The organism is Micromonospora sp. B11E3 (assembly GCF_039871625.1).
Taxonomy (GTDB): Bacteria; Actinomycetota; Actinomycetes; order Mycobacteriales; family Micromonosporaceae; genus Micromonospora.
Window position 1 is genome coordinate 19,583 of record NZ_JBDPMC010000061.1, and the last position, 21,813, is coordinate 41,395.

Below are 21,813 nucleotides of genomic sequence, written 5' to 3' on the forward strand. Positions count from 1 at the left end.
CGTCAGCCGATCTCCTCGTCGACGAAGCACCAGCGCCACTGCTCGCCCGGCTGGATGGAGCGCATCACCGGGTGCCCGGTGGCCTCGAAGTGCCGCGTCGCGTGCTGGTACGGCGACGAGTCGCAGCAGCCGACGTGCCCGCAGGTCAGGCAGGAGCGCAGGTGCACCCAGTCGGCGTTGCCGACGGCCACGCAGTCCGGGCACTCATCCGTCGTGTGCGGCTCGGCCGCGCCCGCCCCCGTCAGGTGCTCGCAGCTCACTCCTCCACCTTCCGTCGCAGCAAGGATTCCTCCAGGTCCAGGTCACGGTACGCCCGCACCAGCGCCTCCTCCGGAATCCGGCCGGCGTCGCGGGCCGCCCGGAACACCTCCCGCTCCGCGTCGATCATCTCCTGCCGCAGCCGCGCGTACGCCTCGGACGGGGTTTCCCGCTCGGTGCCGCCCAGCCGTTCCCAGGCCAGGTTGGTGCGGTCCTCCAGCATCCGGCGGGCCCGGTCGGCGACGGACTTGGGAACCGTGTCGGCGAGCGCGTCGAGCCGTTCCCGGGCCGCCCGGCTGGCCTGCTGCTGCACCGCCGCGGCGGAGAGCGCGTCCTGCACCGGGTCGTCGGGCGGCAGCCGCAGCCGGCGCGCGACCATCGGCAGGGTGGCGCCCTGGACGACCAGGCTCACCACGATCACCGCGAAGGCCAGCCAGATGAGCAGGGCCCGCTGGTACGGCCGGTCCCCGGCGAGCGTCAGCGGGAGGGCCAGGGCGGCGGCCAGCGTGACCACGCCCCGCATCCCGGCCCAGCCGATCACGACGGGGAACTTCACCGACGGCGCCGGGTCCCGCTGCCGCACCCGGGGCACGAGCCGGGCCAGGTAGGTCGCGGGGAACAGCCAGACGAACCGGGTCAGGAAGACGGTCAGCAGCACCGCCGCGGTGATCCCGACGAGGGAGCCGAGCGGCTCGTCCAGGTCGCGGAGCACCTCCCGCAGTTGCAGCCCGACCAGCAGGAACACCAGCCCCTCCAGCAGGAACCGGGTCAGCCGCCAGAACGCGGCGACCTGGAGCCGGGAGGCGGCCGACATCAGCAGCGGCATCCGGTGGCCGATGCCCAGCCCGGTGACCACCACGGCCACCACCCCGGAGGCGTGGATGTTCTCGGCGGCGAAGACCACCGCGAAGGGGATGATCAGCGACAGCGCGTTGTCCAGCACGGCGTCGGTGATCCGCCGGTGCAGGAAGCTGAAGACCACCACGCCGAGCAGGCCGATCACGATGCCGCCGCCGGCGGCGACCAGCACCTCCCGGGCCACCTCGCCGGCGCCGACCCCGCCGCCGGTCGCGGTGACCGCCACGATCGACACCCGCAGCAGCACCAGCGCGGTCGCGTCGTTGAGCAGGCTCTCGCCCTCCAGGATAGTGACGACCCGCCGGGGCAGCCCGACCCGCCGCGCCACCGCCGTCGCCGCGACCGCGTCGGGCGGGGCGACGATCGCGCCGAGGGCCAGGCAGATCGCGTACGGCAGGTGCGGCAGGAACAGGTGCACCACCGTGCCGACGACGAACGCGGTGAACAGTACGAGCCCCACGGCCAGCAGCAGGATCGGCCGCAGGTTCAGCCGGAACGCCGGCACCGACGTCTCCAGGGCCGCCACGTACAGCAGCGGCGGCAGGATGCCCACCAGCACCAGTTCCGGGTCGAGCCGGACGTGGGGGAAGCCGGGCAGGAAGGACAGCAGCAGGCCCAGCACCACGAGCACGATCGGGGCGAGCAGGCCGAGCCTGCGGGCCAGCGCCGCGCCGAGCGTCGCGATCGCGAGGAAGACGACGACCTCGAACAGTCCCTCCATGGGATACGAGCCTAGGCCGCCAGCCCGTCGTACCTGCTCACGCCTCCCGCAGCTTGGGCAGCACCTCGGCGCCGAACGCGTCGACGAACGCGCGCTGCTCCTGCCCGACGTGGTGCAGGGCGATCTGGTCGAAGCCCAGTTCCACGTACTCCGCCAGCCAGCCGAGGTGCCGGCCGAGGTCGGCCGAGACGTTGACCGTCGAGGTGACCCGCTCCATCGGCACCTGCTCGGAGACGGCGTCGAACAGCTCGGCCGTCTCCAGGTCCCAGCAGACCGGCGGGGCGAAGACGTTGCTGCGCCACTGGTCGTACGCGAGCGCCTCGGCCTCGGCCTGGTCGGGCGCCCAGCTCAGGTGCACCTGCAGGTGCAGGGGCCCGCGTCCGCCGGCGTCCCGGTAGGCGTCGATCATCTTCCGCAGGTGCTCGCGGGGGGCGTTGACGGTGATCAGGCCGTCTGCCCACTCGGCGCACCAGCGGGCGGTGGCGACACTGACGGCGGCGCCGATCAGCGCGGGCGGCCGCTCGGGGCGGGTCCACAGCCGCGCCCGGTCCACCCGGACCAGGCCGTCGTGGCTGACCTCCTCGCCGGCCAGGAGGGCCCGGATCACGTCCACGCACTCGCGCAGCCGGGCGGCGCGCACGTCCTTGCGCGGCCAGCCGTCGCCGGTGATGTGCTCGTTGCTGGCCTCGCCGGTGCCGACGGCGGCCCAGAACCGTCCCGGGTACATCGCGGCGAGGGTGCCGATCTTCTGCGCGACGATCGCCGGGTGGTACCGCTGGCCGGGCGCGGTGACCACCCCGAAGGGCAGCCCGGTGGCCTGGAGCGCGGCCCCGAGCCAGGACCAGGCGTACCCGGAGTGCCCCTGGCGGGCGCTCCACGGGGAGAAGTGGTCGGACGACATGGCGGCGTCGAAGCCGGCGCGCTCGGCGTGGACCACCGCCTCCAGCAGCCGGCCCGGGTGGATCTGCTCGTGCGAGGCGTGGAGGGCGAACACCGTCATGGGCGCACTCCGTACCCACGCCCCCGCCCACCCATGCCTGCGCGCGGCTACTCGGCGTGCGCGCCCGCCCCCGCCGACGGCGCGCCCTCGCCCACCCAGACGGTCTTGGTGTTGCAGAACTCGCGCATGCCCAGCGCGGACAGCTCGCGGCCGTACCCGGAGTTGCGCACCCCGCCGAACGGCAGCTCCGGGAACGACGTGGTCATCCCGTTGACGAAGACGCTGCCCGCGTCCAGGTCGTCGGCGAAGCGCTCCTGCTCGGCCGGGTCGGTGGTCCAGGTGTTGGAGCCCAGGCCGTACGCCGTGCCGTTGGCCACCTCGACCGCCTCGTCGTACGACGACACCCGGAACAGGCCGGCGACCGGCCCGAACACCTCCTCCGACCACATCCGCATCCCCGGGTGCAGGTCGGCGACCACAGTCGGCGGGTAGAACCAGCCGTCCCCGGCGGGCAGTTCGCCGCCGCAGAGCACGCTGGCCCCCTTGTCCGCCGCGTCCCGCACCTGCCCGTCGACCTCGTCGCGGCCCCGCTCGGTGGCCAGCGGGCCGACGTCGGTGTCGGCGTCCATCGGGTCGCCGACCCGCAGGGCGGCCATGTTCGCGACGAACCGCTCGGCGAACGCGTCGTACACGTCGGCGTGGACGATGAACCGCTTGGCGGCGATGCAGGACTGGCCGTTGTTCTGGCAGCGGGCGGTGGTGGCGACCTCGGCGGCCCGGTCCAGGTCGGCCGAGGGCATCACCACGAACGGGTCGCTGCCGCCCAGCTCCAGCACGGTCTTCTTCAGGTTCCGCCCGGCGCTGGCGGCGATGGACCGGCCGGCCCCCTCGCTGCCGGTGAGGGTGGCGGCGCGGACCCGGGGGTCGGCGAGGATGCGGTCGACGGCCTGCGAGCCGACGAGCAGGGTGGTGAACGCGCCCTCGGGGAAGCCCGCCCGGCGGAACAGGTCCTCCAGGTACAGGGCGGTCTGCGGCACGTTGGACGCGTGCTTGAGCAGGCCGGTGTTGCCGGCCATCAGGGCGGGCGCGGCGAAGCGGATCACCTGCCAGAGCGGGAAGTTCCACGGCATCACCGCGAGCACCGGCCCCAGTGGCTGGTACCGCACGAACGCCCGGACGGCCTTGACCGCCCGCGCGTCGGCCGGCTCGTCGGCCAGCATCCGCTCGGCGTGCGCGGCGTAGAACCGGCACGCCGCGGCGCACTTGGTCACCTCGGCCTTGGCGGCCGCGTACGTCTTGCCCATCTCCGTGGTCATCAGCCGGGCGGTGTCGTCCCGCTCGGCGTCGAGCCGGTCGGCCGCCGCGGACATCCACCGGCCGCGCTGGGCGATCGTGGTACGGCGCAGGTCCCGGAACGCCAGGTCGGTCCGCTCGATCGCGGCGTCGACCTGCTCGTCCGACATCGGGTCGTACGTCTTGAGCACCTGTCCGGTGGCGGGGTTGGTGGTGGCGATGGGCATCTCGTACTCCTGTCACTCGAACAGCGAGTGCCGCGCGCCCGGCTGCTCCCGGTGGCGCGCGGCCCGGCGGCGCTGGATGACGACCAGGTCGACCACGGCGACGGCGGCGAGGATCGCGCAGAGCACGCCCAGCCAGGCGACACCCGCCCAGAAGGCGAGCACGGCGAAGATCACCATCGTCACCAGGCCGAAGGTGGCGAGCACGAGGCGGAGGTTGAGCGCGCTGTACGCGTGGCCCACCGTGCCGCGGCGGCGCCGGGGCTGCGATCTCGTCATCCCTGCGAGCTACCCCGGTTCGCCCGGCTTAACCGACTCGTCCCGGTGCGACCGGTACGCGGGTGTCCGCAGCGGCGGTTCGCCGCGGGCGTCCCGCTGGCTGTCCGTACGCTGCTCACAACCCTGTGCCTGACCCCGCTGATGACGTACCTGGTGCTGCCCCGGCTCACCCGGGCCCTGCACCGATGGCTGCACGGCCAGCGGGCGCCCCGGCGCGCACCCCGCTGACCGCCCAGCACCGTCCACCGCGCGTCGGTCAGGTCGTCCGACACGCGTCCTAACAGACCGGAAGGCCGAGGCTCCATCCACCGGGCCGGCACATTTTCCGGTCCGCAACCGGAATCCGGCCACCCGGTCAGGTGTGGGGGAATCCTCCCAACGCGTCCGACCAGCCAGTATGCAAACCTCTCACCACTGCTCTGCAGGCATCGCCCACACCGTGGCCACCCGGACACCCGCGGTACGGGGGAACGCCTTTCTTCGACCTGGGGGAAAGTCTCGTGACGAACCTTGACGTCTCGCTGAAAAACGCGATGCAGATCGAGGGCGCGATCGGTGTCGCGGTGGTGGACTACACCAGCGGGATGACGCTGGGCGTGGCGGGGGGAACGGCCGAACTGGACCTGACCGTCGCCGCCGCCGGCAACACCGACGTCGTCCGCGCGAAGCTGCGCACGATGGAGATGCTCAACCTCGACGACGAGATCGAGGACATCCTCATCACGCTCGGCTCGCAGTACCACATCATCCGACCGGTCACCAGCCGCAGCGGTAAGGGACTCTTCCTCTACCTGATGCTCAGCAAGAACCGGGCCAACCTGGCGCTCGCCCGCCACCAGCTTCGCAGCGTCGAGGAGCAGCTGGAGCTTTGAACGCCTCCGGAACGTACGACACCGCACTCCCCCGCCGCGTCCCGCGGACCAGCACGCTGCCCCCGGCGGAGCACCTCCCGGCATCGCTGGCCGGCAACCTCTCCCTGCCGTACGGGGCGATCGACACCGAACTCTCGGAGCTCCGGCTGCAGATCCCCGGCGTGAACGGCTGCGTCCTGGGCGGCGTGGACGGACTCCTCATCACCCACAACATGCCCGAGGGCAGCCGGCCGGAGGACCTGGCCGCGCTCGCCGCGAGCACGTTCGGGCTGGGGCGGCAGGTCGGCCTGAGCCTCGGGCAGGGGCCGTTCCGGCAGTCCACCGTCCGCAACGCAGGCGGCTACCTGAGCGTCTACGCCGTCAACAGCCAGGCGCTGCTCGCGGTGGTCGGCGAGGACGCGGTGAACGTGGCCCGGCTCCACCTGAACGCCCCCGCCGTGGCCGAGCGCCTCGCGGTGCTGCTGGGCGCCGGCGGCTGAGGCCCGGCCCACCCTCCAACTGCTCCTAGCACACCCCGGCCCCCGGCGGCGGGTTCTGCCGGAAAGCCGACAGCAGCCGGCCGCGCACCCCCGCCCGGCGCGTACGGTTACCGCGCCGTCGCTCTCCGCCGCGCAGGAGTGGGGGATCATGCCACGTCGCTGGGTCACCGCCGTCGCCTGCCTGCTGGCCCTGACCGCGCTCGCCTGCGAGAGCGGCGGGTCCGCCTCGCCCCGGCCGTCCGGCCGTCCGCCCGCGCCGGGCTCGCCGGCGGTGATGGTCGCCCTCGGTGACTCGATCAGCACCGGCTTCGGCTCCTGCCTGATGCTCACCTCCTGCCAGCGCAACTCCTGGTCCAGCGGCGACGGGCTGCGGGTGGACAGTCACTACCGGCGGCTGCTCGACCGCGACCCACGCATCCGCGGCAAGGCGTACAACCACGCCGCGCCGGGCGCCCGGGCCGCGGCCCTCGCCGGGCAGGCCGAGGCGGCCGTACGCGACCGCGCCGACTACGTCACGGTGCTGATCGGGGCGAACGACGTGTGCCGGGGCGGGGTCGAGGCGATGACGCCGGTGGCGACGTTCCGCGCCGAGGTGGACCGCGGCCTGCGGGTGCTGCGCAGGGGCCGGCCGAAGGCGCGGGTGCTGGTGGTGAGCATCCCCGACCTGTACCGGCTGTGGCAGGTCGGGCACACCGACTCCCGGGCGCTGCGGGCGTGGCGGCACGGCGTGTGCCCCGCGCTGCTGGCCGACGCGGCCTCGACCGCGCCGGACGACGTGGCCCGCCGGGCCGCCGTCCGGCAGCGCATCGACGCGTACAACGCCGAACTGCGGGCGGCCTGCCGGGCGTACGGCTCGCGGTGCCGGCACGACGGCGGGGCCGTGCACCGGGTGCGGTTCAGCCTCGACCTGGTCAACGCGCTGGACTGGTTCCACCCGAACGTGGCCGGGCAGGGCCGGCTCGCCGAGGTGACCTGGCGCGCCGCGGGCTTCGACTAGAGCGACGCCGCGGGCCTCGCCCAGAGCGCGCCGCGGGCCTCGCCCAGAGCGCGCCGCGGGCCTCGCCCAGAGCGCGCCGCGGGCCTCGCCCAGAGCGCGCCGCGGGCCTCGACCAGAGCCGCCAGGGGTCAGGGACGGCGGGGCCGCGGTATCCCGCCCGGACCCGTCGCGCGGTAGAGCTGCCGGGACCGGTCGGCGAGATCCTTGGTGGCCGACGAGTTGGCCCAGGTGCCGAGGATGATCGCGGCGCCCGGCACGACCTTCGCGAAGAGCCGCTTCGCCGCGCGTACCCCGGCCATCCGGGCCAGCCGTACGCTCAGCCGCAGCATGACCCTGCCCAGCGCGGGCTGCCCGCCGGTGCCGAAGAGCGCCCCGGCCCGCTCCCGCCCGGCGGCCACGCCCAGCGCCAGCCGGGCGGTCTCGGCGGCCTTGTGCACCCGCTGCAGCACCAACAGGTCGGTGGCCCGGTCGGGATGCTTCGGGTCGGCCCCGTACGCCGCCGCGACGTGCAGCACCATCCGAGCCTGGGTCCAGGCGAGCACCCCGACGTCGATCACCGCGCCGGGCAGGCCGGCGGCGCCGGAGACCGCGCCCGACAGCCGCGCCAGGTTGACGAACCGGCGGACCGCCTGGTCGGCCAACTCGTCGGCCGGGGCGTCCGGCCGTTCCGCCCGGGCCCCCGCCGCCCACTGCGCCGCCTCCGGCCCGAGCCTGCGCACGGCCTCCAGGGCCAGGTGCTCCGGGGCGTACTGCGGATCCTCGCGCATCCGGTCCCACAGCGTGGCCGGCGGACCCTCCGGGGCGTCCGGGGCCACCGCCGGCGGCTGCGACGCCGGCTGGGGTGCGGGGGTGGTGGGCTGGCCGTCGGCGGGGGCGGGGTCGGTCACGGGGGCTCCCGGTGGTCGGTGACGATCGGGTACGGCGGGCGCGGCGCCGGGTCAGCGCCGGCTGGACAGGCGTGTGGCGAGCTGCCTCAGCTTCCGCTGGGTCTCCGGCTTGGCCAGTTCGCGGCGTCCCCGTTCGACCAGCCGCTGCCCCTGCGGGGACCGGAGGAACCTGCTGATCCGCTGCACCAGTGCTGACATGTCGCCCTCCTGTCGGTCGCTCCTCATCATGTGTACCCGGACCCGGCAACCATCAAGCGTCCACTATGGACGATAACGGTCCGCCGGCCGACCGGGCGCCGGCCCCCGGCGGGCCGGGCTCACCTGCCCAGGAACGCGTCGACCACCTCGGTCGCCCGCCACTCGTGCTGGGCGTACGCCCACGGGTACGCGGAGACCTGCACCGCCTGGGCGGCGTCGGTGAGCGCCATGTCCTCCCACCCCGGGATCTCCCGCAGCGCGGTGAGGAACTGCCGGGTGGCGAACGCGGGGTTCATGAGCTGGCCGACCTCGCCCCACCCGCTGCTGGGCCGCTGCTGGAACAGCCCGACGGAGTCGTGGTCCCAGCCGATGGCCTGGTGCGGGTAGTTCTGCGACTCGGGCAGCACCCCGCTGGCGTAGTTGTAGAGGTTGCTCTCCTGCATCGCCGTCGCCACGGCGATGACCAGGCCCCGCCGGGGGACGCCCATCTTCCGGCCGGTCGTCACGATCGTCTTCGCGTTGATCATCTGGACGCGGGTCAGGCCGGCCACCGGGGCGGGGTCGGCGGGGCGGGCGGGCGACCTGCGGGGCGCCGGCGTACGGGTGGTGTCCGGGTCGGCCGAGGGAGTGGCGGAGGGAGTGGCGGAGGGAGTGGCGACCGGTGTGCGGGGCAGCGACCGGGACGCCGCGTCCCCACCGGCGCGTTCGGCCGCGTCGGCCGTGGATCCGGCCCGGGTGGTGGGCTGGACCGCCTCGCCCCTGGCCTGGGCGAAGGCGGCCAGGCCGAGGCAGCAGACCACACCGGTGGCCAGCGCCACCCGCGCCCAGGCCGGGCCGGATCCGGGGCGGCCGGGCAGGAGGAGGTTTCGGAGCGAGCCGAAGCGGGTACGGGACAGGCCAGCGAGGGAACTCCAGGGGCGCCGGGGGGGCGCGCTGGCAGTGGTGGAGGCTGGCCGTTCGGGCGAGGGGGTAACGTCCGAACGGCCAGTCGTGCCACCGGGGCCGTACTGGTCGTCGAGGGTGCCGTCGTCGCGCATCTGACGAGGCTAGGCAGGCCGCGCGCCGCCGGCCCAGGCAGGCGGAGTGGTGGTTCCCACAGTTTTTCATCGAAAATGCGGATATTCCATTGATCGACGGGGCACCGCCTGGCACTTCGGGCGATCCGGACGGACCTCCGCCCCTGGCCGGGGCGGACCGACCCGGGCAGGTAACGTCCCGCCGGCGACCCGCCAGGATCGCGTCCCCATACCTCCGCCGTTCGGCCGGCGTCCACTCACCCAAACAGCCGATCACGCAGGTCCCCTACCCGGTCTTCCCCTGGCCACGGCCGAGGGGTCTTCCGGCGGATCACCCCCACGAGGAATGCACGAGGATGTCGGGTACGTTCCCCGAACCGGGAGCCGTGCGCGCCACGGCTTCCGCACGCTGATCCCCAGGGAGGTCCGCACCGGTGCTCGACCCACACGAGCTCTACGAGCTCACCGACGATCTGCCCGACCTCGGACAGCCTGTCCTCATCCAGGCCCTCACCGGCTTCGTCGACGCCGGGAACGCGACCCGGCTCGCCCGTGAGCAGCTGCTCACCTCGCTCGACGCGCAGCCCGTCGCCCGCTTCGACGTCGACCAGCTCTACGACTACCGGTCGCGACGCCCGCCGATGACCTTCGTCGAGGACCACTGGACGGAATACGAGGCCCCCCAGCTCGAGGTGCACCTGCTGCGCGACGACGACGAGACCCCGTTCCTGCTGCTCAGCGGCCCCGAGCCGGACCTGCAGTGGGAGCGGTTCGTGGCCGCCGTCGCCGGGCTCGCCGCCCGCCTCGACGTCCGGCTCACCGTCGGGCTCAACTCCATCCCGATGGCCGTGCCGCACACCCGCCCGACCGGGGTGACCGCGCACGCCACCCGGCGCGAGCTGATCGCCGGCTACGAGCCGTGGCTGCAGCGCGTCCAGGTTCCCGGCAGCGTGGGCCACCTGCTGGAGTACCGCCTCGGTGAGCAGGGCCGCGACGCGCTCGGCTTCGCCGCGCACGTACCGCACTACGTCGCACAGACCGAGTACCCCGCGGCGGCGGAGGTGCTGCTCGCCTCGGTGTCGCGCAGCACCGGCCTGCTGCTGCCCCGTGACGGCCTGCGCTCCGCCGCCGAGGTCGTCCGGGTCGAGATCGACCGCCAGGTCGCCCAGACCGACGAGGCCGCCGCCCTCGTGCGGGCACTGGAGGAGCAGTACGACGCGTTCGCCCGGGGCCGGGGGGAGAAGAACCTGCTGGCCGCCGAGACCGGTCCGCTGCCCACCGCCGACGAACTCGGCGCGGAACTGGAGCGGTTCCTGGCCGAGCAGGGCCGGCCGGGCGACACCCCGGGGAGCTGATCGGGCGGGCGGGCCCGGGATGGGGCAGGCTAGGGACATGCGCCTGGCCACCTGGAACGTGAACTCGGTGAAGGCCCGCCTGCCCCGGCTGCTCGACTGGCTGGCCACCACCACGCCCGACGTCGTCTGCCTCCAGGAGACCAAGTGCCCCGACGGGGCGTTCCCGGCGGCCGAGGTCGGCGCGCTGGGCTACGAGGTGGCCAGCCACAGCGACGGCCGGTGGAACGGGGTGGCGATCCTGTCCCGGGTGGGCCTGGCCGACGTGGCGGTCGGCTTCCCCGGCGAGCCGGGCTTCCCCGAACCGGAGGCGCGCGCCATCTCGGCCACCTGCGCCGGGCTGCGGGTCTGGTCGGTGTACGTGCCGAACGGCCGCGCCCCGGACGACCCGCACTACGCGTACAAGCTGGCCTGGTTCGCCGCCCTGCGCGACGCGCTGGAGCAGGAGCTGACCAGTCCCCTGCCGCTGACGGTCTGCGGCGACTTCAACGTCGCCCCGACCGACGCCGACGTCTGGGACCCGGCGCTGTTCGTCAGCTCCACCCACGTCACCCCGGCCGAGCGGGCGGCCCTGGCGGCGCTGCGCGACCTCGGGCTCAGCGACGTGGTGCCCACCCCGATGAAGGGCCCGCACCCGTACACGTACTGGGACTACCGGGCCGGGATGTTCCACCAGAACAAGGGCATGCGGATCGACCTCGTATACGCCTCGGCGCCCTTCGCCCGGACGGTCCGCTCCGCGTACGTGGACCGGGAGGCGCGCAAGGGCAAGGGGCCCTCCGACCACGCGCCGATCGTCGTCGACGCCGAGCTGGTCCCGGCCGTCGAGCCGCTCTGACCACTAGTGTGGAGCCATGGCGGTTGTGAAGATCAACGCGATCGACGTCCCCGAGGGCGCGGGCGAGGAGCTGGAGCGCCGGTTCGCGGCCCGGGCCGGCGCGGTGGAGAACTCCCCCGGCTTCCTCGGCTTCGAGCTGCTGCGCCCCGTCGCCGGGGAGAGCCGCTACTTCGTGTACACGCGATGGGAGTCGGAGGAGGCGTACCAGGCGTGGGCGTCGGGGCCGGCGCGGGCCGCGCACGCCGGCGGTCCGGGCGGCGAGCAGCGCCGGCCGGTCGCCTCGGGCGCGACGCTGCTGGAGTTCGAGGTCGTCCAGCAGGTGCCGGGCCGGGCCTGAGCCACGCTGACCCGGCCGACCCGGCCGGCTTGGCGGGCGGGGCGCCATGTCGCCGACATCGCGCGGCCCGCGCGGCGGGACACCCCCACGTCGCCGACAACGCGGTCTCCGCGGCGCCGGGAAGCCGCCACGTCGCCGACAACGCGCGGTCCGCGCGGCCTGGCGTCCCGCGGCGCGCGGCGGGACGGGTGCGCTCACGGGAGGCGGGTGTCGACCAGCGAGGCGAAGGCGATGACGTTGTCGGCGTAGCCGGTGCGCCCGCCGACCCAGTCGCCGCCGCAGGTGATCAGCCGGAGCGCGGGCGGGCCGTCGTCGCCGTACACCCGGTCGGCGGGCAGGTCGTCCTTGCCGAAGTGCTCGACGGAGTCCACCGCGAAGACCACCACCGTGCGGTCGGCCCGGGTCACCTCGATCCGGTCGCCGGCCTTCAGGCGGCCCAGGTCGTAGAAGACCGCCGGGCCGGCCTTCGTGTCCACGTGCCCGACGATGATCGCCCGGCCCGGCTCGCCCGGGGTCGGGCCCCGGTCGTACCAGCCGGTCTGGTCGTGCTTGCTCAGCGGCGGGACGGCGATCGACCCGTCCGGGGCCTCACCGACCGGATCCACGGGCGCGGCGACCCGGATCGCCGGCACGGCCAGGCTGACCGGGCGGCTGGCGGTGAGCCTGGCGGCCCCGTCGGCGGAGGCGGTCCCCCCGCCGGTGGCCCGGTCGAACGGCCCGACCGTGCGCCCCAGCCCCGCGCCGGTGGCGAAGACGCCGATCACCACCAGGACCACGGCCGCCGGCACCGACCAGGGCCGCCGCCGTCCCGCCGGGGCGGCCGATCCGGGTACGCGCGTGGACGCCACGGCCGCCCTCACCGCCTCCCGCCGCGGCCGGCCCGGGGCCGGCGTGCCGCGAACACGCCGATCGTCACGCCGGCCACGGTCAGCGCCAGACCGCCGGGCAGCAGCAGCCCGCCGGTGGCGTCCCGGGCGGTGCCCCCGAAGCCGGTGGCGGGGCCGCGGCTGGGCCGGTGCGTCGGCCCGTGGGTCGGTGTCGGCATCCGTTTGACCACCTGGAGCATCGTGGAGGCGGTCTCCTCGTCCCGGCACTCCAGCTTGACCGGGTAGTTGCCCGGCCGGGTGCGCTCCCGCACCATCGGGGACGCGGTGAGCAGCCCCCACTGCGGCTGCACGCCGATCCGGCCGAAGGCGTCGGAGACCACGATCGCGGGCACGGAGTTGTCCCGGCAGCTCGCCCGGATGCCGACGAGGAAGCCGGCCTCCACGGTGCCGGGGGTGACCTGGACGAAGACCCGGCCGGGCGGGACAGCGCCGGGGTCGGGCTGGTCGTTGCCGGGATCGGGCTGGGCCGCGGCGGGCGCCTCCGCGGCGCGCGCGACCGCCGCAAGGGGGCCGGCGAACGCGGTGACCACGATCGCCAGCGCGGCGCCGAGGCGAGCGGCTGACCCCATGACCCCTCCCGGCGCGGTGTCGCGACGCCGGGCGGCCGCCCGGCCTGCCATACGGGATGAATCCTCTCATCCCCGGTCGTACATCACATCCGATTCGGCGCGACCGTCGCGTACGCTCGGGTCGCTGTGACTGCCATCGACCAGAACCCCACCGGAACCGCGCCCCACCTGGCCCGGATCCGCACCTTCCATCCCCGCCGCGGCCGGATGAGCGGCCGGCAGGCCGACGCCCTCGACCGGCTCTGGCCCGCGTACGGCCTGACGATCGACGACGGCCTCGCCGCGCCGGTGGACCTGGCGTCGCTCTTCGGCCGACGGGCCCCCGTGGTGCTGGAGATCGGCTCCGGCATGGGTGACGCGACGGCCGCGATGGCCGCCGACGACCCGGACCGAGATTATCTGGCGGTCGAGGTGCACACGCCCGGAATCGGCAACCTGCTCGACCTGGTGGAGCGCCGGGGCCTGCCCAACGTGCGGGTGGCCCGGGGCGACGCCCTGGATCTGGTCCGGGCGCTGCCCGAGGAGTCCCTGGACGCGGTGCACGTGTTCTTTCCCGACCCGTGGCCGAAGGCACGCCACCACAAGCGGCGGATCATCCAGCCGGCGCACGTGGCGCTGCTGCGCTCCCGGCTGGCGCCCGGCGGCACCCTGCACTGCGCGACGGACTGGGCCGAGTACGCCGAGTCGATGCGCGAGACGCTGACCGCCGACCCGGGGCTGACCGACCCGCACGGCGGGTACGCGCCGCGACCCGATCACCGCCCGGTCACCCGGTTCGAGCGCCGCGCCCGCACCGCCGGCCGCCCGGTCTTCGACCTGGTCCACCTGAAGGGAACGGCCCCTTCTTGACTCCCCTGCGGCGACCGTCCGACGAAGCGGCACGGACGTCGGCGGCCGCCCCGGTTGGCGCTGGCAGCCATGATCCAGGCACCATGGACGCGCTATGACCCTCACCGCCGCGCTGCCCGCGACCGCCGACCCCGACACCCTCTACGACGCGTTCGCCGGCTGGGCGTCCGAGCGCGGCCTCGACCTCTACCCCCACCAGGAGGAGGCGGTCATCGAGATCGTCTCCGGGGCGAACGTGATCATGAATACGCCGACCGGCTCCGGCAAGAGCCTGGTCGCGATCGCCGCGCACTTCGCCGCCCTGGCCGACGGCCGGACCACCTTCTACACCGCGCCGATCAAGGCCCTGGTGTCGGAGAAGTTCTTCGCCCTCTGCGAGGTCTTCGGCGCCGACAACGTCGGCATGCTCACCGGCGACGCCAGCGTCAACCCGGACGCCCCGGTCATCTGCTGCACCGCCGAGATCCTGGCCAACCTCGCGCTGCGCGAGGGCGCCCGGGCCGACGTCGGCCAGGTGATCATGGACGAGTTCCACTTCTACGCCGAGCCCGACCGCGGCTGGGCCTGGCAGGTGCCGCTGATCGAGCTGCCGCAGGCGCAGTTCGTCCTGATGTCCGCCACGCTCGGCGACACCACCCGCTTCGTCGACGACCTCACCCGGCGCACCGGCCGGCCGACCGCCGTCGTCCGCTCGGCCGAGCGGCCGGTCCCGCTCCTCTTCTCGTACGCGACGACGCCGCTGCACGAGACCCTGGAGGAGCTGCTGGAGACCAAGCAGGCCCCGGTGTACGTCGTGCACTTCACGCAGGCCGCGGCGTTGGAGCGCGCCCAGGCGCTGATGAGCGTGAACGTCTGCACCCGCGCCGAGAAGGACATGATCGCGCAGGCGATCGGCAACTTCCGGTTCACCTCCGGCTTCGGCAAGACCTTGTCCCGGCTGGTCCGGCACGGCATCGGCGTGCACCACGCCGGCATGCTGCCCAAGTACCGCCGCCTGGTGGAGACCCTGGCCCAGGCCGGCCTGCTGAAGGTCATCTGCGGCACCGACACCCTCGGCGTCGGCATCAACGTGCCCATCCGCACCGTGCTGTTCACCGGCCTGTCGAAGTACGACGGCACGCGTACCCGCCTGCTCAAGGCCCGCGAGTTCCACCAGATCGCCGGCCGCGCCGGCCGGGCCGGCTTCGACACCCTCGGCCGGGTGGTGGTGCAGGCGCCCGAGCACGTCATCGAGAACGAGAAGGCCCTCGCCAAGGCCGGCGACGACCCGAAGAAGCGGCGCAAGGTCGTCAAGAAGAAGCCGCCGGAGGGCTCGGTCGGCTGGGGGAGGCCCACCTTCGACCGCCTCGTCGAGGCCGAGCCGGAGCCGCTGACCTCCAGCTTCCAGGTCAGCCACTCGATGCTGCTCAACGTCATCGGCCGGCCCGGCGACGCGTTCGCCGCGATGCGGCACCTGCTCACCGACAACCACGAGGACCGGGCCGCCCAGCGCCGCCACATCCGCCGGGCCGTCGCCATCTACCGGGCGCTGCGGGCCGGCGGTGTGGTCGAGGAGCTGCCCGAGCCGGACGAGGCCGGCCGCCGCGTCCGGCTCACCGTCGACCTCCAGCTCGACTTCGCGCTCAACCAGCCGCTGTCGCCGCTCGCCCTGGCCGCGATCGAACTGCTGGACCGGGAGTCCCCCGCGTACGCCCTTGACGTGCTGAGCGTGATCGAGTCGATCCTCGACGACCCCCGCCAGGTGCTGTCCGCGCAGCAGTTCAAGGCCCGCGGCGAGGCGGTCGCCGCGATGAAGGCCGAGGGCATCGAGTACGAGGCCCGCCTCGAACTGCTCGACGAGGTGACCTGGCCCAAGCCGCTCGCCGAGCTGCTGGAGGGCGCGTACGAGATGTACCGGCAGGGGCATCCGTGGGTGGCCGACCACCAGCTCTCCCCCAAGTCCGTCGTCCGCGACATGTACGAACGGGCGATGACCTTCACCGAGTACGTGCAGTTCTACGGCCTGTCCCGGTCCGAGGGTCTGGTGCTGCGGTACCTCGCCGACGCGTACAAGACGCTGCGGCAGACCGTCCCCGAGGACGCCAAGACCGACGAGCTGGTCGACCTCATCGAGTGGCTCGGCGAGCTGGTCCGCCAGGTGGACTCCAGCCTGATCGACGAGTGGGAGCGGCTGCGCAACCCGTCCGACGTCGCCGAGGCGGCCGAGGCGCACGCCGCCCTGGACGACCGGCCGCCGGCGGTCACCCGCAACGCCCGCGCGTTCCGGGTCCTCGTCCGCAACGCGCTGTTCCGCCGGGTCGAGCTGGCCGCCCTGCGCCGCTGGGATCTCCTCGGCGAGCTGGACGCCGAGGCGGGCTGGAACGCCGACGCGTGGGCGGACGCGCTGGAGCCGTACTTCGAGGCGTACGACTCGATCGGGACCGGGCCGGACGCCCGCGGCCCGGCGCTGCTGATGATCGAGCAGGGCCCGCAGCGGTGGACGGTCCGGCAGATACTCGACGACCCGGACGGCGACCACGACTGGGGCATCAGCGCCGAGATCGACCTGGCCGCCTCCGACGAGGCGGGTGCCGCCGTCGTCCGGATCACCGACGTCGGGCAGCTGTAGGACCTCTTTCCAGGGCCGTGGAACCCTCTTTTCCAGGGGCCGTGGAAACTCTTCACAGGGGCCGTGGAAACTCTTCGCAGGGGCCGTCCGGGATGCCCGGACGGCCCCTTTCGTTCCCTGGGCGATGTCAGCCCCGTCGATTAGAATGTATGTACTAATCGAAGTCCTGACCTGGGAGGACGTCCGTGACCGCGCCCACCTCCAGCACCCTCCCGCCCTACGCCACCCTCCTCGGCTTCACCCGGTACGTCGACCGCACCGGGCCGACCAAGGCCAGCTTCGTCGGTGGCCTACGCAAGCAGCGGGCCAGCAAGCACGGGTTCAACCCGCACGGCCAGTTCGTCAAGGCGCTCAAGGCCGACATCGCCTTCCACACCGGCGGCACCCACCTCGCCCAGGTGGCCGACCTCGTCAAGCCGCGCTGGCGCCCGCTCTACCAGGCCCTCGTCCCCGGGGCGACCGCCTGGCTGCACACCCTCGGCGAGCCGACCGGCGTCGACCTGGCGCAGACCCGCGACGCCCTGGCCATGCTCGGCGACCTACCTGTCAAGATCAACCCGCACTTCGGCATCCGATACGCCGACGGCCGGGCGGAGGCCGTCCGGCTGCACTTCGACGAGGCCCCGCCGAGCGAGGAGGCCGCCCTGGCCACCCTGCACCTGATGGCCCGGCACCGGGACGCGGTGCTCCCGCACGCCGAGCCGGTCCTGGTCGACGTCCGTCGCGGCGAGGCCCACCGCATGCCCGAGGGCGCCAGGCCCGACCAGATCGAGCAGTGGCTGGCCGGCGAGGCGGCCGCCTTCCGCGCCATCTGGTCCACCGCCGCCTGACCCACCGCTGCCTGACCACCGCTGCCTGACCCACCGCCACCCACCCGCCCACCCACCCCCGCCCCCCACCCCGCGCGCCGCGCGCGGCGCGCCGCGCCCCACCGCGCCCCAAGATCCGCGCAACTTCGGTGAACATGCTGCATCGCCGCGCCGTGACCCGGCATCTTCGCTGAAGTTGCGCGGATCTTGCAGTCCTGGCAGGGGATCGAGGTTATCCACAGGGGTCGCGGAGGGGGGTCGGGGGCGGTCAGGGTTGGTGGATGGCGGTTTCTCCTCGGCGTCCCGATCAGTTGCGGGGGCGCGTCTTCCGGGGTTCACAGGTCGTCGCCCGCGGGCTGCTGACCCGGTCCGAGCTGCGCAGCCGGGCCTGGCGACCGCTGTTCAAGGACATCTACGTCGATGCGAACGTCCCTATCTCGCACCGGCTCCGGTGCGTCGCAGCCGCCCGGTGGCTGCTTCCCGACGGCATCACGATTGCCGGGCGCAGTGCGGCCGCCCTGTTCGGCGCGGGGACCGTCGATGCCACCGCCCCTCTCGACGTCCTGGTGCCCGCCGGTCGGCGCTTCGGTCCCGTCGCCGGCCTCGCCGTGCACACGGCGGCGATGACGGAAGGCGACATCCGGCAGCGCGACGGGATCCCGGTGACCACGCCGGAGCGCACCTGCTGGGACCTGGCACAGTGGCTCGGGGTCGAGGATTCGGTGGCGCTGGTGGACTGCCTTGTCCGGCACGGGCTGGTTCGCCCCGGTCAGCTGCGAGATCGAGCCCGGGCCAGCGTGGGCGTCCGGGGCTGGAAACGCATGCTCCGCGTCGCCGAGTTGGCCGACGGAGGGGCCGAGTCGCCGCAGGAGTCGCGGGTGCGGGTCCGGCTCGTGCTTGCCGGCCTTCCACGACCGGTGACGCAGTTCGTCGTGGAGCGGGACGGCCGGTTCATCGCCCGGGTCGATCTCGCCTGGCCGGAGCTGAAGGTCGCGGTCGAGTACGACGGACTGTGGCACCACGACCCCGAGCAGTTCCACCGCGACCGGCAACGCCTCAACCGCCTACTCGGCGAGGAGTGGGTCGTCCTGCACCTCACGGCAAAACGCTTCGGCACGGACTTCGACGGCTTCCTGACCGAGCTCCGCCGAGTCTTGTCCTCCCGCACCGCTCGCTTGCGCTGACGCGAAGATCCGCGCAACTTCACGGGAGCTGCTGCCCCGTCCAGTATCGAGGCAGCATCTTCCCAGAAGTTGCGCGGATCTTGAGCGGCCCCGAAGGGCGAGGCGGGTCAGGCGGTCAGGTACTTGGCCAGGTCGTCGAGGATCTTGTTGGCGGCGCCGACGCCGATGCCGGTCATCCAGACCTCGTCGGAGACCACGTACGCCTTGCCGGCCTTGACCGCCAACAGGCCCTTCCACAGGGCACCGCCGGTGACGTTGGCCTGCTCCGCGGCGGCCTTCTCGCCGTACGCGGTCACGAAGATGACGTCGCCGTCGACCTCGTTGACCCGCTCGGCGCTGACCACGTCGAAGCGCCTGTCCTCCTTGCCGGCGAGTTGCTGCCGTTCGGGGCGGCCCAGGCCGGTGTCGCCGACGACGATGCCGGAGAACGAGTCGGGCCCGTACACGCGGATCGCGCCGGGGATGAAGCGGACGATGGAGATCTTCCGGTTCGCGGCGTCGCCCAGCTTCGCACCGAACTCCTCGGCCCGCTTCTCGTACGCGGCGAGCAGATCCTTGGCCTGCTGCTCCTTGCCCAGCGCCTTGCCGTCGAGGAGGAAGTTCTCCTTCCAGGTGATGCCCACCTTGTCGGTGAACACCGTCGGGGCGATGGCGGACAGCTCGTCGTAGAACTTCTCCTGGCGGAACTTGCTGCCGAGGATCAGGTCGGGGTGCAGCGCGTTGATCGCCTCCAGGTCGGGCTCGGTGAGCACCCCGACCTCCTTGATCCCGGCCAGCTTGTCCGCGCCGAAGTACGTCGGCCAGCTCTTCGCCTGACCGGCGGTGGCGGCGCCGACCGGCATGACGCCGAGCGACAGCGCCGTGTCGATCTTGTCGGTGTCGAGGACGACGACCCGCTTCGGGTCGGCGGGCACCTTCGTGGTGCCCATGGCGTGGGTGATCTCCCGGGTCTCCCCGGTGGCGGTGCCGGCGACGGGGTCGCTCTCACCGCAGGCGGTGAGCCCGACGCCGAGGGCGAGGGCCGCGACGAGCGCGGCGGCGAGACGACGCATGGGTTTCCTTTCCGATGGTTCAACCGGCGGTCGGGCCGGCGCAGGTAGAGGCGGAGACGGCCGGCACGGAAGCGGCACCCGGAGCAGCAGCCGGCACGGAAACGGCACCCGGAGCAGCAGCCGGCACGGAAACGGCACCCGGAGCAGCAGCCGGCACGGAAACGGCACCCGGAGCAGCAGCCGGCACGGAAACGGCACCCGGAGCAGCAGCCGGCACGGAAACGGCACCCGGAGAGGCAGCCGGCACGGAAGCGGCGGCCGGAGCAGGGGCCGAGGCGGCGGCCAGGGAGGGGGACGTGAGGGCGGGCACCACGAGGGGCGCGCCGGTCACCGGGCAGGGCACGACGACGCAGTCGAGCCCGAAGACGTCGCGAACCAGCTCGGCGGTGAGGATCTCCCGGGGCGGGCCGGCGGCCACCACCCGGCCGGCGCGCATGGCGACCAGGTGGTCGGCGTACCGGGCGGCCTGGTTCAGGTCGTGCAGCACGGCGACCACGGTCCGGCCCCGCTCGGCGCGCAGCCGGTGCAGCAGGTCCAGCACCTCCACCTGATGGGCCAGGTCGAGGAAGGTGGTCGGCTCGTCCAGCAGCAGCGCCTCGGTGTCCTGGGCGAGGGTCATGGCGATCCAGACCCGCTGCCGCTGGCCGCCGGAGAGGGTGTCCACCGGGCGGTCGGCGAGCTCCGCCACGTCGGCGAGGGCCATCGCCTCGGCGACCGCCTCGGCGTCCCGCGCCGACCACTGCCGCCACCACCGCTGGTACGGCTGCCTACCCCGGCCCACCAGGTCGGCGACGGTGACCCCCTCGGGGACCAGCGGGCTCTGCGGCAGCACCCCGAGCCGCTGGGCGACCTGGCGGGTGGGCAGGTCGCGGATCGCGGTGCCGTCGAGCAGCACCGCACCCCGGCGCGGGGTGAGCAGCCGGGCCATGGTGCGCAGCAGGGTGGACTTGCCGCAGGCATTGGGCCCGACGACGACGGTGAACGCGTCGGCGGGCAGCTCGACGTCGAGGCCGTCCAGCACGATCCGCTCGTCGTAGCCGACGACCAGGTCACGGGTGGAGAGCATCGCGGCTCCTCGGGTGGTGGGATCGGCGGGCGGTCGCACGACGTCGGGACCGGGCATCACGACGTCCTCCGCCGGCCGCGCAGCAGCAGGAACATGAGGTACGGCCCGCCGATCGCAGCGGTCAGCACGCCGGCCGGCAACTGGGTGGGCGCCAACAGCCGGCGGCCGGCGAGGTCGGCCAGGACCAGCAGCAGCGCGCCGAGCAGGGCGGAGCAGAGCAGCGGGGGGCGCTCGGCCCGGACGAGCCGGCGGGCCAGCTGGGGGGCGACCAGGGCGACGAAGTCGACGGCGCCGACCTGGGCGGTGACCATCGCGGCGGCGAGTACGCCCGTGCCGGCCAGCCCGACCCGCCGGGCCACCGGGCGCACCCCGATCCCCCGGGCGGTGTCGTCGTCGAGGGAGCTGCTGTTCAGCGCCCAGCCGGCCCAGAGCAGCACGGGCAGCAGCACCACCAGCGTGCCGGCGATCCACGCCGCCTCTGCCCAGCCCTTGCCGGCGAGGGTGCCGATGAGCCAGACCTGCGCGCGCAGCCCGTCGATCGGGTCGGCGGTGAGCATGACCACCTCGATCAGCGCCCGCAGGGCGAAGGCCACCGCCACCCCGGCGAGGACGAACCGCTGGGCGGCCAGCCCGTGCCGGGCGCCGAGGGCGAGCACGACGGCCGCCGCGGCGAGCCCGCCGAGCAGCGCCGCCGGCGCCACCAGGACGGCGGCGGCGCCGCTGGTCAGGGCCACGGTGGCGGCGAGCCCGGCGCCCTGGGTGATGCCGATGACGTCGGGGCTGGCCAGCGGATTGCGGGCCACGCTCTGGATCAGCGTGCCGGCGACGCCGAACGCCGCGCCGGCCGCCGCCGCGAGCACCAGCCGGGGCAGCCGCAGGTCCAGCACCACCAGGTCGTACGGGGTGCCGGCTCCGGAGAGCGCGCGCAGCACGTCCGCCGGCGCGACGTACGGGGTGCCGAGGGCGAGGCTGAGCACCCCGGCGACGGCGAGCAGGACGACCAGCGCGGCGGCGACGAGCAGCGGGCGGCGGCGCACCGGCACCCGTACCGGCCCGACGCGCAGCAGCCACCGCCCGGCCGGCGCGGCGGGAACGAGAGTGCCGGTGCTCATGCCGTCACCGCGCTGCGCTCGGCGCCGTCATGAGCCGTGACACTGAACAGGCCGATTCGCTCGCCGCGCTCCCTCATGCCCGTCACCGCGCTGCGCTCGGCGCCGTCATGAGCCGTGACACTGAACAG

Annotated in this window: 22 protein-coding genes and 2 pseudogenes; 11 read left to right on the forward strand and 13 right to left on the reverse strand. The window is 73.9% G+C overall.

Features of this window, described 5'->3' with window-relative positions; translation table 11 throughout:
• Positions 1-2: 2 nt before the first annotated feature.
• From ABGB16_RS25015 to ABGB16_RS25035, 5 genes are read right to left on the reverse strand one after another with little or no spacing between them, the layout of a single operon-like run.
• Entirely contained in the window at positions 3-260 is a 258-nt protein-coding gene (locus ABGB16_RS25015) for a UBP-type zinc finger domain-containing protein (RefSeq protein ID WP_347670534.1), read from the reverse strand.
• Positions 257-1,837 carry a Na+/H+ antiporter gene (locus ABGB16_RS25020; protein ID WP_347670535.1) on the reverse strand — a complete coding sequence of 527 codons (1,581 nt, stop codon included), beginning with the start codon at positions 1,835-1,837 and terminating at the stop codon, positions 257-259. The genes ABGB16_RS25015 and ABGB16_RS25020 overlap by 4 nt, the downstream gene beginning before the upstream one ends.
• A gap of 37 nt (positions 1,838-1,874) precedes the next feature.
• Positions 1,875-2,837: a TIGR03885 family FMN-dependent LLM class oxidoreductase gene (locus tag ABGB16_RS25025; protein ID WP_347670536.1), complete on the reverse strand. Its 963-nt coding sequence runs from the start codon at positions 2,835-2,837 to the stop codon at positions 1,875-1,877.
• A gap of 47 nt (positions 2,838-2,884) precedes the next feature.
• On the reverse strand, positions 2,885-4,297 hold the full coding sequence (locus tag ABGB16_RS25030) for an NADP-dependent succinic semialdehyde dehydrogenase (RefSeq protein ID WP_347670537.1): 1,413 nt from the start codon (positions 4,295-4,297) through the stop codon (positions 2,885-2,887).
• Between the two features lie 12 nt (positions 4,298-4,309).
• Positions 4,310-4,573, reverse strand: coding sequence for a DUF6343 family protein (locus ABGB16_RS25035; protein ID WP_347670538.1), 264 nt, complete (start codon positions 4,571-4,573; stop codon positions 4,310-4,312).
• A 90-nt stretch (positions 4,574-4,663) separates the two neighbouring features.
• On the opposite strand from ABGB16_RS25035, the pseudogene ABGB16_RS25040 reads away from it, so the two are divergent.
• The 4 genes and pseudogenes from ABGB16_RS25040 to ABGB16_RS25055 form a co-directional block, all read left to right on the forward strand.
• Positions 4,664-4,801, forward strand: a pseudogene (locus ABGB16_RS25040) (antibiotic biosynthesis monooxygenase); the annotation flags it as partial.
• Between the two features lie 272 nt (positions 4,802-5,073).
• Complete coding sequence (locus tag ABGB16_RS25045; protein ID WP_347670539.1) at positions 5,074-5,445, forward strand: hypothetical protein; 372 nt, start codon at positions 5,074-5,076, stop codon at positions 5,443-5,445.
• Complete coding sequence (locus tag ABGB16_RS25050; protein ID WP_347670540.1) at positions 5,442-5,924, forward strand: roadblock/LC7 domain-containing protein; 483 nt, start codon at positions 5,442-5,444, stop codon at positions 5,922-5,924. Before ABGB16_RS25045 ends, ABGB16_RS25050 begins: the two co-directional genes overlap by 4 nt.
• 148 nt (positions 5,925-6,072) lie before the next feature.
• Positions 6,073-6,921, forward strand: coding sequence for a GDSL-type esterase/lipase family protein (locus tag ABGB16_RS25055; protein WP_347670541.1), 849 nt, complete (start codon positions 6,073-6,075; stop codon positions 6,919-6,921).
• A 128-nt stretch (positions 6,922-7,049) separates the two neighbouring features.
• On the opposite strand, the gene ABGB16_RS25060 is transcribed toward ABGB16_RS25055, so the two are convergent.
• From ABGB16_RS25060 to ABGB16_RS25070, 3 genes are all read right to left on the reverse strand, one after another.
• Positions 7,050-7,808 carry an EcsC family protein gene (locus ABGB16_RS25060; RefSeq protein WP_347670542.1) on the reverse strand — a complete coding sequence of 253 codons (759 nt, stop codon included), beginning with the start codon at positions 7,806-7,808 and terminating at the stop codon, positions 7,050-7,052.
• 51 nt (positions 7,809-7,859) lie between these two features.
• Positions 7,860-8,006: a hypothetical protein gene (locus tag ABGB16_RS25065; RefSeq protein WP_347670543.1), complete on the reverse strand. Its 147-nt coding sequence runs from the start codon at positions 8,004-8,006 to the stop codon at positions 7,860-7,862.
• A gap of 119 nt (positions 8,007-8,125) precedes the next feature.
• A complete protein-coding gene (locus ABGB16_RS25070; protein ID WP_347670544.1) occupies positions 8,126-9,043 on the reverse strand; it encodes a peptidase M23 in 918 nt (305 codons plus the stop codon).
• A 413-nt stretch (positions 9,044-9,456) separates the two neighbouring features.
• Here ABGB16_RS25070 and ABGB16_RS25075 point away from each other — a divergent pair, with 413 nt between their 5' ends.
• Genes ABGB16_RS25075 through ABGB16_RS25085 form a run of 3 tightly spaced genes read left to right on the forward strand, consistent with a single transcriptional unit; the run spans position 9,457 to position 11,549 of the window.
• The gene (locus tag ABGB16_RS25075) at positions 9,457-10,377 is read left to right on the forward strand and encodes a PAC2 family protein (protein ID WP_347670545.1); all 921 of its coding nucleotides are present in this window, start codon (positions 9,457-9,459) and stop codon (positions 10,375-10,377) included.
• 37 nt (positions 10,378-10,414) lie between these two features.
• Entirely contained in the window at positions 10,415-11,212 is a 798-nt protein-coding gene (locus ABGB16_RS25080) for an exodeoxyribonuclease III (RefSeq protein ID WP_347670546.1), read from the forward strand.
• A 16-nt stretch (positions 11,213-11,228) separates the two neighbouring features.
• A complete protein-coding gene (locus ABGB16_RS25085) occupies positions 11,229-11,549 on the forward strand; it encodes an antibiotic biosynthesis monooxygenase (RefSeq protein ID WP_347670547.1) in 321 nt (106 codons plus the stop codon).
• A gap of 194 nt (positions 11,550-11,743) precedes the next feature.
• On the opposite strand, the gene ABGB16_RS25090 is transcribed toward ABGB16_RS25085, so the two are convergent.
• Together ABGB16_RS25090 and ABGB16_RS25095 are read right to left on the reverse strand one after the other, a co-directional pair.
• Positions 11,744-12,397 (reverse strand): class F sortase, encoded by a 654-nt coding sequence (locus tag ABGB16_RS25090; RefSeq protein WP_347670548.1) that lies wholly within the window; start codon positions 12,395-12,397, stop codon positions 11,744-11,746.
• An 8-nt stretch (positions 12,398-12,405) separates the two neighbouring features.
• Positions 12,406-13,005, reverse strand: coding sequence for a hypothetical protein (locus tag ABGB16_RS25095; protein WP_347670549.1), 600 nt, complete (start codon positions 13,003-13,005; stop codon positions 12,406-12,408).
• 207 nt (positions 13,006-13,212) lie between these two features.
• On the opposite strand from ABGB16_RS25095, the gene trmB reads away from it, so the two are divergent.
• The 4 genes from trmB to ABGB16_RS25115 all read left to right on the forward strand — a co-directional run bounded on the left by trmB (position 13,213) and on the right by ABGB16_RS25115 (position 18,455).
• A complete protein-coding gene (trmB, locus tag ABGB16_RS25100; protein WP_347670555.1) occupies positions 13,213-13,854 on the forward strand; it encodes a tRNA (guanosine(46)-N7)-methyltransferase TrmB in 642 nt (213 codons plus the stop codon).
• Between the two features lie 94 nt (positions 13,855-13,948).
• Positions 13,949-16,462: a DUF3516 domain-containing protein gene (locus ABGB16_RS25105; protein ID WP_347670550.1), complete on the forward strand. Its 2,514-nt coding sequence runs from the start codon at positions 13,949-13,951 to the stop codon at positions 16,460-16,462.
• Between the two features lie 185 nt (positions 16,463-16,647).
• The gene (locus ABGB16_RS25110) at positions 16,648-17,292 is read left to right on the forward strand and encodes a hypothetical protein (protein WP_347670551.1); all 645 of its coding nucleotides are present in this window, start codon (positions 16,648-16,650) and stop codon (positions 17,290-17,292) included.
• A gap of 260 nt (positions 17,293-17,552) precedes the next feature.
• The gene (locus ABGB16_RS25115; protein WP_347670552.1) at positions 17,553-18,455 is read left to right on the forward strand and encodes a hypothetical protein; all 903 of its coding nucleotides are present in this window, start codon (positions 17,553-17,555) and stop codon (positions 18,453-18,455) included.
• Between the two features lie 107 nt (positions 18,456-18,562).
• On the opposite strand, the gene ABGB16_RS25120 is transcribed toward ABGB16_RS25115, so the two are convergent.
• The 3 genes and pseudogenes from ABGB16_RS25120 to ABGB16_RS25130 all read right to left on the reverse strand — a co-directional run bounded on the left by ABGB16_RS25120 (position 18,563) and on the right by ABGB16_RS25130 (position 21,685).
• A complete protein-coding gene (locus ABGB16_RS25120; protein ID WP_347670553.1) occupies positions 18,563-19,507 on the reverse strand; it encodes an iron-siderophore ABC transporter substrate-binding protein in 945 nt (314 codons plus the stop codon).
• Positions 19,508-19,808: 301 nt separating this feature from the next.
• Positions 19,809-20,573, reverse strand: a pseudogene (locus ABGB16_RS25125) (ABC transporter ATP-binding protein); the annotation flags it as partial.
• 56 nt (positions 20,574-20,629) lie between these two features.
• Entirely contained in the window at positions 20,630-21,685 is a 1,056-nt protein-coding gene (locus ABGB16_RS25130; RefSeq protein ID WP_347670554.1) for an iron ABC transporter permease, read from the reverse strand.
• Positions 21,686-21,813 lie beyond the last annotated feature (128 nt).